The sequence below is a fragment of the Thermococcus sp. EP1 genome (assembly GCF_001317345.1).
In the GTDB taxonomy this organism is placed as follows: domain Archaea; phylum Methanobacteriota_B; class Thermococci; order Thermococcales; family Thermococcaceae; genus Thermococcus_A.
In genome coordinates this window covers 168,147-180,481 of record NZ_JXCG01000001.1, presented here as the reverse complement: position 1 = coordinate 180,481, position 12,335 = coordinate 168,147, and the positions used below count along the sequence as shown (strand labels likewise).

General features: G+C 37.9%; 10 protein-coding genes. 9 read left to right on the top strand and 1 reads right to left on the bottom strand.

Annotation, left to right across the window (positions count from 1 at the left end):
* Position 1: 1 nt before the first annotated feature.
* Positions 2–310 carry a hypothetical protein gene (locus EP1X_RS00865; protein ID WP_371180383.1) on the bottom strand — a complete coding sequence of 103 codons (309 nt, stop codon included), beginning with the start codon at positions 308–310 and terminating at the stop codon, positions 2–4.
* A 107-nt stretch (positions 311–417) separates the two neighbouring features.
* Here EP1X_RS00865 and EP1X_RS00860 point away from each other — a divergent pair, with 107 nt between their 5' ends.
* The 9 genes from EP1X_RS00860 (at position 418) to endA (ending at position 12,333) form a co-directional block, all read left to right on the top strand.
* Positions 418–1,464, top strand: coding sequence for a glycosyltransferase (locus tag EP1X_RS00860; protein WP_055280858.1), 1,047 nt, complete (start codon positions 418–420; stop codon positions 1,462–1,464).
* Between the two features lie 62 nt (positions 1,465–1,526).
* Positions 1,527–2,447, top strand: a complete 921-nt coding sequence (locus EP1X_RS00855) for an inorganic phosphate transporter (RefSeq protein WP_055280857.1) — start codon at positions 1,527–1,529, stop codon at positions 2,445–2,447.
* Between the two features lie 42 nt (positions 2,448–2,489).
* On the top strand, positions 2,490–4,232 hold the full coding sequence (tgtA, locus tag EP1X_RS00850) for a tRNA guanosine(15) transglycosylase TgtA (RefSeq protein ID WP_055280856.1): 1,743 nt from the start codon (positions 2,490–2,492) through the stop codon (positions 4,230–4,232).
* 69 nt (positions 4,233–4,301) lie between these two features.
* A complete protein-coding gene (locus tag EP1X_RS00845) occupies positions 4,302–5,969 on the top strand; it encodes an ATP-binding protein (protein ID WP_055280855.1) in 1,668 nt (555 codons plus the stop codon).
* 1 nt (position 5,970) lies between these two features.
* A complete protein-coding gene (locus tag EP1X_RS00840) occupies positions 5,971–7,293 on the top strand; it encodes an exonuclease SbcCD subunit D (protein ID WP_055280854.1) in 1,323 nt (440 codons plus the stop codon).
* Between the two features lie 5 nt (positions 7,294–7,298).
* Entirely contained in the window at positions 7,299–9,962 is a 2,664-nt protein-coding gene (gene rad50, locus EP1X_RS00835) for a DNA double-strand break repair ATPase Rad50 (RefSeq protein ID WP_055280853.1), read from the top strand.
* Entirely contained in the window at positions 9,949–11,184 is a 1,236-nt protein-coding gene (locus tag EP1X_RS00830) for a DNA double-strand break repair nuclease NurA (protein WP_055280852.1), read from the top strand. Before rad50 ends, EP1X_RS00830 begins: the two co-directional genes overlap by 14 nt.
* A 133-nt stretch (positions 11,185–11,317) precedes the next feature.
* Entirely contained in the window at positions 11,318–11,824 is a 507-nt protein-coding gene (gene rimI, locus EP1X_RS00825) for a ribosomal protein S18-alanine N-acetyltransferase (protein WP_055280851.1), read from the top strand.
* On the top strand, positions 11,821–12,333 hold the full coding sequence (gene endA / locus EP1X_RS00820; RefSeq protein ID WP_082391429.1) for a tRNA-intron lyase: 513 nt from the start codon (positions 11,821–11,823) through the stop codon (positions 12,331–12,333). Before rimI ends, endA begins: the two co-directional genes overlap by 4 nt.
* Positions 12,334–12,335: the final 2 nt, after the last annotated feature.

The window sequence follows — 12,335 nt, the reverse complement described above, 5'->3', positions numbered from 1 at the left end:
CTTATCCGTCCAAAAGTTCAGAAAGCCCAGCACATTCAATTATCTTTTTTGCAATTTCTTTTCCCATTTCAATGTCAGTTAACTCTTTTACTATGATTTTACCGCTTGGATATATGCTTGTTTCGTATCCATCAATGATAGCTATGGCAAGCATTTTTGGAATAACGCTCCTTACCTCATAACCATTATTTCTTAAACATTCAGCAGTTTTCTTCAGGTCAACTGTAACCTCTCTCTCCCAAGAGTAGGGTTGTACTATTACTCCTTTCATTGTTGTACACGGTTTTGAGATTATCACTACCACCACCATCTTCACTTTTGATGCCATGCTTTTATTTCTTTTGAAGGTTTTGTATTTTAGGTACTCTTCGGTGATGAGTATTGAAAAAGTTAAAAATTAAAGTTCGAAATTAAATCATGCTGCTTGAAATACTCCTAGGAATAATACTCCTTTGGGATGGTTATTTCTTCTTAAAGTATTTACTCAGTCTTTTTAACCCATATAAAACTAGAGGGCATCTTCCCCTTATTAGTGTTTTAATACCAGCGTACAATGAGGAAAGGACTATCGTTGAGACAATAAAGTCGGTTCTCTCTCAAGATTATCCGAATTTTGAAGTAATTGTCATTGATGATGGGAGTGAAGATGGTACTTTTGAAAAGGCAAACTTAATCTCTCATCCGAATCTTAGAGTTTTCAAAAAGGAACATGAGGGGAAAGCAAGAGCCCTGAACTTTGGTCTCTCAAAAGCCAGAGGAGAGATAATAGTTACCACTGATGCAGACACTGTATTGGCACCGAATGCATTGAGAGGATTGATTGAACGCATCTATTCAAAGGAGATTGTAGGAGTTGGTGGTCAAGTTCGAGTTTTGGGAAGCTCTTTCCTTGAGAGAGCTCAAGATGTTGAACATCTTAGGATAGCCATGTTTAGAAGGGCCAAAGAACTTGAGGATCTAAGTGTTGCTCCAGGTCCAATATCGGCTTTTAGAAAAGATGCCTTAGAAAAAATTGGAGGTTTTGTTGATAGTGAAGTTGAAGATTATGCAACTACAAAAGAAATCAAAAAGTTAGGAAAAGTTGTTTATGCTCCAAGGGCAAAAGCCTATACAAAAATGCCAAAGACACTTAAAGTTCTCTGGAAACAGCGAAAAAGATGGTTTATTGGGGATTTGAAGCACTTAGGAGGAGGGTTTGAAAAAGACTTGGGCTTCCTACTTTTGGGAGATTTTATAGCTTTTTTGGATATATTAATTCCTGTTGTACTTCTTTTAACTAAAAACTGGAGTTTATTCACTCTATTCATGGGCTTTGAAATTTTAACTTCTCTTATTCCTACGGTGGTGGAGGGAGGCGCAGTGGTGAACGCTGTGCTTTTTCCATTCTTTTTGTGGTATTGGGCCGTTTTCTATTTGTCACTTCACGTTTATGGGTACTTCTCCAAGCTTTGCCACAAAATTTAAATAATTGAAAGTTTCTATATAGACTATATACTCTATATAGTTATGTAACAAGGGGAGAAAAAATGGAATGGGTCATATTTCCAGCTCTTTTCATGGCATGGGCTATAGGGGTAAATGATAGTGCAAAAGCAGTTGGCACTGCTGTAGGTTCTGGATTATTGGGATTTAAAAAAGCCATTCTAATTATTGTAATATTCACTACTCTTGGAGTGTTTTTTGGAGGGAGAGGGGTTTCTGCAACTGTTGGAGAGTTGGCTATGGAGTTGAGTACTAATTCAATAGGAATAGTTCTCTTTAGTGCTGCCACAGCTGTTACTATCTCAAGCATGAGAGGTTTGCCTATCTCAACTACTCAATCAATTATTGGAGGGTTAGTAGGGGCAATTTTGGCATTTAATTTGAGAGTAAAGTGGGGAATACTTCTCAGGGTAGTTTTTGCTTGGATCTTATCCCCTCTAGCAGCTGCTGTTGTGGCAGTTGTTGTTTATGAAATTTATACAAGGCTGTTCAAAGGAATAAAACAAATCCAGCTTATTGAGGTAATGTATAAGTGGCTTATTTTCACGAGTGCGGCATTTTCTGCTTTTAATTTAGGGGCAAATGAGCTCTCTAATGTTGTGGGATTAATGGGAGTTATAGGAGTTAATGGTTTCTTTAAGGGTATTCTTTCTCTAGCTCTGGCTTTTGGAGCATTAACATTCAGTTATGAGGTAATTATGAGTATTGGTAAAAAGCTAACTCCCCTTGATCCTAGATTGGCCTTTTCATCTCAATTTGGCTCTGCAATAGCCGTGACTACTGCAAACGTGTTGGGGCTTCCTGTTAGTTCTGGCCAAGCTGTGATTGGGGGAGTCACAGGGTTAGGTCATTACGTAGGTAACCCTATTAATTGGGAGCTAGTCCGTGGTATAGTATTAAGTTGGCTTTTTACTCCAGTGATTTCTGGAAGTTTGACGTTCTTGTTTTTGCATTTGCTTCCGTAGGTTTTTAAACCCAAAATTTTGAAACTGTTGTGGTGAGAGAAAATGAGTGAGTTCAGATTTGAGATAAGGGCGAGAGACGCAGCGGGTAGAATAGGGCGAATTGAAGTCAATGGAAAGAAACTGGAGACTCCGGCAATAATGCCGGTTGTAAATCCAAAGCAGCTTATAGTAACTCCAAAAGAACTGAAAAAGATAGGATTTGACATCATTATCACAAACTCTTATATCATTTACAAAGACGAAAAGCTTAAAGAAGAGGCTCTTGAAAAGGGTATCCATGACCTCCTGGATTATGACGGAATAATAGAAGTGGATTCTGGTAGTTTTCAACTTATGCGATATGGAGGAGTTGACATAACCAATAGGGAGATAATTGAGTTTCAACATAAAATTGGGGTAGACATAGGAACTTTTCTTGACATTCCCACAATACCCGATGCCCCCAGAGAAAAAGCTGAGGACGACCTAAAGATAACTCTTGAGAGGGCTAGAGAAGCTGAAGAACTTAAAAACATAGCAATGAACGCGACAGTTCAAGGCTCAACACATCTTGATTTGAGAACTTATGCAGCCAAAAGACTCAGTGAAATGAACTTTGAGATTCATCCTATAGGGGCAGTTGTTCCTCTTATGGAAAGTTATCGATATAAGGACTTGGTTGACATTGTTATAGCTTCAAAGGTCGGTTTAAGGCCCGATAGACCAGTTCATCTATTTGGGGCTGGACACCCAATGATATTTGCTCTTGCCGTGGCCATGGGGATTGATCTCTTTGACTCTGCATCTTACGCCCTTTATGCGAAGGACGACCGTTACATGACTCCTGAAGGGACCAAACGGCTCGAAGAGCTTGAATATTTCCCGTGTTCTTGTCCAGTCTGCTCTCGTTACACTCCCCAAGAGTTAAGAGAAATGCCAAAAGAAGAGAGAACAAGATTATTGGCCCTTCACAACCTTTGGATCATTAGGGAAGAACTTAACAGAGTAAAACAAGCAATAAAAGAAGGTACTCTCTGGGAATTGGTGGATGAACGCTCGAGGTCCCATCCCAAGATGTTTGCCGCGTATAAAAGACTCCTTGAGTATAAGAAGTATCTAGAGGAAAATGAACCAATAACAAAGGCTTCAGCCTTTTTCAAAGTAAGTGAAGAAATGATGAGAACACCAGTAGTTTTAAGGGCCAAGACAAGGGCTGAGAAGGTTAAAGAGAAATTCTCGAAAACAATGAGACATCCAATTTTTGGGGAGATTCCAAAATATCTTGGCTTAAGTTTTCCTTTTGCTCAAAGTGAAGGTGAAGAGGACTTTGTTATAGAAAAGCCCAGTAAAGATGAGGTTAAGTTTTACGTCCAAGCAGTCGCTGAATATCAGTTCGGAGAAGGGGCAAGTGAAGCGTTTAAGGATGTTTTTGTCGAATTATCTAGGAAAACAGGAATGCCAAGACAAATAAAGGTTAAAGGCAAGCATATAGCAACTTTTAGGGCTGAGGATGGCCTTTTGACTCTTGGAATTGAAGGAGCTAAGAGACTTCACTCATTTCTTCCGTATCCGAGGATGAGGGTTGTTGTCAATGAGGATGCAGAACCTTTTGCAAAAAGAGGAAAAAATGTCTTTGCAAAGTTTGTAATTGATGCTGATGAGAACATAAGGCCTTATGATGAAGTGCTTGTAGTGAATAAGAATGATGAACTTTTGGCAACTGGGCAGAGCTTATTGAATGGTAGAGAACTAAAGATTTTCCAGCAGGGATTAGCTGTAAAGGTAAGAAGAGGAATTGAGCGGTGAATTTTTCGTTTTGCTCCAGCAACGCAATCTTTTTATTTTTGCTGCAGGTAATTAAGAAGAGGTGAAGGTATGAGTAAAGTTGGTATTGTTTATGGAGAATCAAGCACTGATTACTTTACTTTTATTGTTGATCCAAGGAACATGCCCAATTTTGGCGAATTTGTGGTAGTTAAGAATAGAAATGGAGATGAGGTTCTTGCAGTTGTTAAAGGCGTGAGAAATATAAACTGGCTCATGGGAGCTGGGAAAGGAAGTTATGACTATATCGAAAAAACAGTCAATGTTTTTTCTAAAGGTGTCATCGATAAAAGCGAGTCGATAATAGCTAGTGCTAAGGTTCTGGGTGTTCTTAAGACTAAAGAGGACATAGAAAGGGGAAATTTTGAATTCAGACAGATACCAAATAGAGTGCCCATTAAACCAGGGGAAGTAGTTAAGCTAGCAAATGATGAAGATCTGAAGAAGATTTTTTCTAATGGCCACATAAAAATTGGCCGTCTTTTGGCGAGAGAAAATGTTGAAGTTGGATTGGATGTAAATAAGCTTGTTTCAAGACATTTTGCAGTTTTAGCTGTTACAGGAGCAGGGAAATCTAATACTATAGCAGTTCTCTCAAAAGAAATTATTGATAAGACCAATGGAACCATAGTTATTCTTGATCCTCATGGTGAATATTCAACCCTTTCGTGGAGAAGTTCAAGGGTAAATCCAATAAAGGCTACTATTGATCCAGCGAAAATAAAAGTAAGTGAGCTTGCGACACTCTTAGGAGTTGCAGAGAATGCAGCACTTCAGAGGAGATTCTTGAGTCTGGCCTATTATACTGTGGAATGGGAAGCAAAGAAGAACTCAAAGATCTTGGGAGGCATGGCCTTTGTAAATGCACTAGAAAACAAAGTTGAAGAATGGATTCGAGCGTATGAAAGTAAAGAGAAAGGTGAAGATGTTATTATTAAATATTACGATTCTCAAGGAAAGCAGCTAGAAAGGAAAATACAGTCGCGAGATCTAGACTCACTAATAAGATTAAAGGACTATCTTCAAGAACTTAAAACCAATTTTGGCGAGTTCATAAAGCTAGGAAACATATTATCGGAAATAGTTCCTGGAATGGTTAATGTTATAGATTTAAGTGGTATGGAAGAGGATCAAATGATTGCCCTTGCTTCTTATCTTTTAAGAGGAATATTAAAACACAGAGTTCAGTATATGAAGGCAGTTAGAATGAATGATTCTTCAAAAATAAGAGAAACTAAAGAAAAGTTCCCTGCATTGACAAAGCCCATTCTTGTGATAGTTGAGGAAGCCCATATATTTGCTCCTCGGGAACACAAAACTCAAGCCGCTTACTGGCTGGGTAAGATTGCTAGGGAAGGAAGAAAATTTGGTATAGGGCTTGGTATAGTATCTCAAAGGCCTAAGAAACTTGATGATGATATACTGAGTCAAACAAACACGAAAATAATCCTTCGGTTAGTCGAGCCTCATGACCAAAGATACGTGCAACAGGCAAGCGAACAAATAAGTGAGGATCTGCTTATAGATATAGCTGCTCTTGGAATTGGTGAAGCTGTAGTCGTAGGCTTTGCGATACCGTTACCTGCTATGGTAAAAATATACAACTTTAAAGAAGAGTTTAATGGATATTACGGTGGAGGGGACATTGATATCGTAAAAGAATGGAGTGAGATTGAGGAGGAAAGTGAGATAACACTGGAAGACCTTGCAGGTGAATGAGATGAAATTTGCTCACATAGCAGATGCTCATCTGGGAAGGGAGCAGTTCCAACAACCCTTTAGGTACAGAGATTATCTAAACGCTTTTAGACAGGCTATAGAAAAGTCAATAGATGAGAGGGTAGACTTTATACTGCTTGCAGGTGATCTTTTTCACGTAAGTAAACCATCTCCAAAAGCTATTAGAGACGCAGTAGAGATTTTGAACTTAGCGAAGAGAAAGAATATACCCGTTTTTGCAATAGAGGGTAACCACGATAAAACAATAAGAGAAACTTCAATATACGATCTGCTTGAGCATTTAGGATTAATCTACACCATTGGAATAAAGAAAACTCCAAGAGAAAGCGAGTTTCAGAAAAGTGTGAAGAAGGGGAATCTGTATCTTGTCTATGGGGTTTTTGGGGATATTGAAATTTATGGTCTAAGGCATAACAACAGATGGCAACTTATTAAGAATGGACGAAGTATCCTAAAGAGTATTTTTAGAGGAGGTTCTAATTCGGTTTTAATGCTTCACCAAGCAATTGATTATCTTGCTGAGGGCACACCCTACAAAGATGCCTTTGACTTGAAACTCAGTGAGATTCCAGAGGGATTTAGGTACTATGCATTGGGACATATCCACATGAAAAAGGAACTTAGAAGAGAAGAAAGTGGTCTTTCGGGGGATATTATATATCCAGGATCATTAGAACGAACTGAAATTAGAGAAGCGAGCCACAGGATAACTTACGATAGGAGAATAAGTGTTAAAAAACTTGAGGAGAACATTAAGGGCTTCTATGTTGTTGAAGACTTTGAGCCACGTTTCGTGGAAATAGAAACTCGACCATTTTATAATGTCCTAATAAAAGGAAAGTCAAAAATAGAACTCAGAAATAAGATTTCTGATATTAGGGAATATGTAGAAAGAGATAGTATAGTCCTCATAACTCTTGAAGGGGTTGTTAAAGGAGGAGTGCATGTAAGTGAGTTCTATGATCTGTTAAAAGATTGGGATCTTTCATATTACAATTTTAATAATAGAGTGTCTTCAGAGGTAGTGGGGATAGATCCAACGAAAACTGTAGACGAGCTTTTAAATGAGATATTGTCTGATTTTGAAAGGGATTTATTCTTACAACTTGCGAATGACCCAAGAAAGTTCTCAGAAGAACTTGATAACTTTATTGATTGGTTGATGGACGTATATAAACATCCTAAGTCTTCAAGAGAGGCACAAGTTATTGAGGAGGAACATAAAGAGGTACAAAAGGAAGATAAACCCAAGTTAAAGGGCCCCAAAGCTAAGACTATCGATGCTTGGCTTGGCATGAGGTGAGAGAAATGAGGATAAGATCCCTTAAAATAAAGAATTTTAGAGCTCATGAGAGTTCTTACATTGAATTTAATGATGGGATTAACTTAATAATTGGTCAGAACGGTTCTGGTAAGAGCTCAATTCTTGAGGCAATCTTCGCTGCCCTTTATCTTGGCCATGGGAGTTTTCCTAGGGGATATAAAAGGGTAAACACGAGAATAGGGAAATCCGGGTTTGAACTAGTTCTAAAGTTTGAACATAATGGTAAATGGTATGAAATTGTAAGAAAGTCTAATGGTGAAAGCTATCTTAAAGAAAACGGAGTAATCCTGCATGACAGAGATAGTGACATTGCCAGATGGTCTGAGAAGTATCTTTATCCTCTTCACGTTTTTAGAAATGCCCTTTATATAAAGCAGGGTGAGATAGAGAACATTCTAATCGATGAGAATGTTAGGGAGAAGGTTCTTAGAAAAGTTTTAGGGATTGAAGATTTTGAAAATAGTGCTAATAATGCCCAAGAAGTTGTTAGGGAGCTGAGAAGGAAAAAAGACTATCTAGAAAAGTTAATTCAAACTTCTGGAGATCTTCAAGGAAGGATAGAAGAGCAAGAGAAAAAGCTTAAGGAGATACTTGTTAGAATAAATGAGCTTAGGAAGCAGGAGATTGAAATTTCAGAAAAGTTGTCTGGAGTTTCAAGGAGATATGAGTATCTCAAAAAACTCAGAGAATTATTAGGTCAAAAAGAAAAGGAAAAACTCTCAACTGAAGGCTCATTGAAACAACTTGAAACGGAGATAAAGAATATTAAAGAGAGAATTTCAGAGTTAGAGAAAGAACTTAATGAACTGAGAGATAAGGAAAAACGTCTAATAGAGATTAAATGGGTGGAAGAAGAATATGGAACGCTTAATGCTATTCTCTCAAAGAGAGCTGAACTCCAAAAAATTGAAATTGGAGAAAGCCGGTTAGAAGAACGAATTAGAGGAATACAAAGAGAGATAAGTGAGCTTAACTCAAAGGAAAGGGAATTTCAGGAAGCTAAAAAGCTCGAAAAAGAAATTTTAGAGAGATATAGAACATTGAAAGGATTTGCGGAAGAGTATGAAAAAGTTAGACAGTTGCTTGCTGAAAAGGAGAAATATTTGAAGGAGCTTGAAAAAGCAGGTTATACCAAAGAAAAGCTTACTAACGAGCTAGAGGAAGTTGAAAAGGCAAAAGAGAAGTTAAAGGAACTTGAAGATAGGCTCGTGAGCCTAAAAGGTGAGCTTAACGGATTGAACAGAATTGAGTGGAAACTAAGGGATAATTTATCAAAACTAGAGGGTGCAAAGGAATGTCCTCTTTGTAAGAGGCCTATACAAGAGCACGATAAAGGAGAAATTGAGAGAGAATATAAGCTGGAATTCGCCAAGATAGAAGAAAAGAAGAAAGAAATTAGTAAACAGCTTAAAGAACTCCAAGAGGAAAAAGAGAAACTCGAAAGGATTAAAAATAGAGAAAAGACTTTAATCAAGCTATATAAGACATTGGAGTTCTTGGAAACTGTTGAAAAGAAGCTTGAAAGGTATGATATTGAAAGCTTGAAAACAAGTGCTGAAGAATTCGAGAAAGTGAGGGAGAAGGCTATTGAGATAAAAAAAGAAATTATCCGATTGAAGAGGGAGACGGAGAGACTTGCTAAAGTAAAAAAGGAACTGGAGATTATATCAAAAGATTTAGAGAAACTTAAGGAGAGAAAAAGAGCGATTCTTCAAGAAATAAGAGAGAAAGGATTTACTTCTTTTGAAGAAGTAGAAAAGAAGATAAGAGAATTGGATCCCATATACAAAGAGTACATAGAGCTTAGGGCAGTTCCAAAGGAGATTGAAATTCGGAAAAAGAAGCAAAATCTCTTAAGAGGCACATTAGAGAAGAAAGAACGAGAATTTAATATCCTTAAAGAGAATCTTGAAGTTATTTATGGGGAGTTAGAGAAGCTAAATAGAGAATTCAGCGAGGAAGAATTTGAGGCTATCCGTAAAGAGCATCTAAATCTATCTAATACTCATGCTGCTTTGCTTAAAGAGATTGAAGGTAGTGAGGTTCTTAAAGAAGAGGTCCTCAAAAATCTAGAAGAGCTCAAAATAAGACTTGAGGAGGTTAAAAAGGCCGAGAAAGAACTTGAGCTTGTTGGTAGGATGATAGCAGACATGAAAACCTTGAGAGAAAAGTTGCTTAAACTAAAAGCAGAAGCAGAAAGGAAGGGTTTAAGTGAAGTGGAAAGAGTTGCAAGTGAACTTTTCTCTGAGATGACGGAAAGAAAGTATCAGGGGATAAAAATAATCAGGGAGAAAAAGTTTGGTAAAGAGAGAATTAGGATAGTCGTCCTTTATCAAGGACAAGAGAAAGAAATTGACTTTCTAAGTGGGGGCGAAAAAATAGCTCTTGGATTGTCTTTTAGGCTGGCGTTATCGCTTTACAAAGTGAAAAACATGGAGCTCTTAATTTTAGATGAACCCACTCCATTTTTGGATGAAGAAAGAAGGAAAAAGCTGGTAGAGATAATAACTCAGCATCTAAGAAAGATCCCACAAGTGATAATAGTCTCCCATGATGAGGAATTAAAGGACGCAGCAGATTATGTTATCAGAGTTACCCTTGTTGGTGGAAGAAGTAATGTAGAGGTGGAAAGTCTTGGCGCGTATTAGTCAAAGTCATCTTAATGATGTGAAGAGATATTTAGACTCTCAGCTGGAGAGGATTGAGGGATTGAAGAGGTTAGTTGTAGAAGCAGGATATACGTGGGAAGATTTTCCTCCTGAGAGAAAAGCAAACGTTTTTGCCATTGATGGGAGCAGAATGGTGAAAAGATTGAGTGGGGCTATAATCTATGCGGTTTCATCTGTTGCTGTGGGAGAGGACATTCTTCAATGGCATGAAATCGGTTTGGTATCTCCATATAAACACGTTGATGAAAGAATAAGGCTTCATATGGAGATGCTTGAGAACAGGATGGGCGCTTTAACATTTGAGTTGAAAAATGCAGATCTTATCTTAATGGATGGTACGCTAAGTGGTTCTATAGCACGTCCCCCTGCTTATTTAGAAAGTGCCACGAGGCATTTCTATGAGGAAGATAAAATTGGCACTGTGAATCTGGTTAAAGGTTTTTTAGAACTTCTTGACTCGGAGTGGGATAAATGGAAAAGGGTTCTTGACAAGGAAGGTGTTATTAACTACTCTACAGTGATGGCCAGAAGAGAAGAAGTTTTTGAATTGTTAAAGCCTTATGTTGTCGAGGAAGAACTTGTTGAAAAAATAGAAAGTGATCCAAATTACAGGGAAGACTTCATAATATTTCTTGAATACTTGGAGTACCTTCATTCAATAGATAAGCTCCTCCAGGGTAAAGTGGCATTTGTGGCAAAAACTTTCTACACTGATGATATAATAAAACAAGTTACAGAAGGTAAGAAGGAGAGCAAATATGCCTTAATGCCTGATGTCCCAATAATAGACTCAATCTCGAAAAAGAGAGGTTACATGCGGTTTAGATATAGGGAAACTCGAAAATGGTCTCTTCCAGAGGTTATCAAAAAAGCTGCAGGAGATAAGTATCTTCAAAGGGTCATGCTCTTGTTCCCCGAGGAGGGAAACCCAGTCCAGAGTATTCAACCGGCTTATGTGAGGTTTATTGATAATGGCGTCATATATCTCCTAGAAGCAATTGAGCTTGATGATGAGCTATTATCCGCAATACTCTCTGTTTCTGAAGATGAGTACATTATACCTCTAGAGTATGCTCATCACACTGTTGTTATAAAGAAGCAAGAGTTTGATACTTATGTAGATGCCATACTTAATGCTTTAATAGGAGAAGATCAAAGATATCTAGCATTTTTGAGATATGGTAGAGAGCCATTGGAATGATTCTCTATCTAATTCATTTCTTTTAATTAGGAACTTGGCAATTTCTGCTAATATGGCCCTTCCTATCTTTAAATAACAAATTCTAAAGCTCTCAATCAATAAGATTAAAAACTTACAAAGCAAATATTAAAACATGAGTGTCTCTTCCCGAGATTTCCTTCCCCGGAGAATACCTCTAAGTCTCATTACAATTCGACCGGCCACCCTTTTTGACTTAAACGAGATCATGCGTATTGAAAGGCAATCGTTTAGAGAACAATACCCTAGAGGGTTATTTCTAATGTTCCTTGAAGCAAATCGAGAAACTTTCCTAGTTGCTGAGTATAATGGTCAAGTCATTGGTTATGTTATGGGTTATTTGAAGCCGGATATGGAAGGACATATAATGAGCATCGCAGTTGATCCTCTTTACAGGGGAAATGGGATAGGCAGAGCATTAATGGAAGCAGTTATAGATAGGTTAATAAAGCGGGGTGCTCGGTATATAGGGTTGGAAGTTAGGGTTAGCAATCAGGGAGCGATAAAACTCTATGAACGACTAGGGTTTAAGAAGATGAAAATTATCCGGAGGTATTACTCTGATGGAGAAGATGCATACTATATGATGTTAACTCCAGAGAGTTGGGGGGGCAAGAGTTGAGCGAGTTCAAATTTTATATCAGCGGGGAGAGGGTTTTCAGCACCATGGAAAGTGCGATAAACAAACTCTATAACAAGAGACATTACGGAGAGGTTATTAGTGGAAAGTTATTTCTCTCATTTATTGAAGCTGCCTATCTCCTTGAAAAAGAGTGGATTAGGGTTTTTGAAGGTGAAAAGGAACTAGGTCTTGAAGAACTTTTTGAAAAAGGTAGAAAGAAAGATGAGCAGTTTGACTTAAAATTCTTGGTATACAAGGATCTTAGAGACAGGGGATACACCGTCAAGACTGCTCTTAAATATGGCTCTCATTTTAGAGTATATAGGAAGGGTATGGAAGAGCATGCTGACTGGCTTATCTGGGTTGTAAGTGAGAGTCAAAAAATGTATCCAAATGACTTGATTGCAAGGGTTAGGGTGGCCCATGGAGTGAGGAAAAAGATGGTTCTTGCAGTTGTTGATGAGGATAATGATGTTGTTTATTATCAAGTTGAAAGAGTAAAGTTTTGAAA

Coding starts and splice junctions, on each gene's coding strand:
- EP1X_RS00865 (WP_371180383.1), bottom strand. CDS start 310: ATGGTGGTGGTAGTGATAATCTCAAAACCGTGTACAACAATGAAAGGA.
- EP1X_RS00860 (WP_055280858.1), top strand. CDS start 418: ATGCTGCTTGAAATACTCCTAGGAATAATACTCCTTTGGGATGGTTAT.
- EP1X_RS00855 (WP_055280857.1), top strand. CDS start 1,527: ATGGAATGGGTCATATTTCCAGCTCTTTTCATGGCATGGGCTATAGGG.
- tgtA (WP_055280856.1), top strand. CDS start 2,490: ATGAGTGAGTTCAGATTTGAGATAAGGGCGAGAGACGCAGCGGGTAGA.
- EP1X_RS00845 (WP_055280855.1), top strand. CDS start 4,302: ATGAGTAAAGTTGGTATTGTTTATGGAGAATCAAGCACTGATTACTTT.
- EP1X_RS00840 (WP_055280854.1), top strand. CDS start 5,971: ATGAAATTTGCTCACATAGCAGATGCTCATCTGGGAAGGGAGCAGTTC.
- rad50 (WP_055280853.1), top strand. CDS start 7,299: ATGAGGATAAGATCCCTTAAAATAAAGAATTTTAGAGCTCATGAGAGT.
- rimI (WP_055280851.1), top strand. CDS start 11,318: ATGAGTGTCTCTTCCCGAGATTTCCTTCCCCGGAGAATACCTCTAAGT.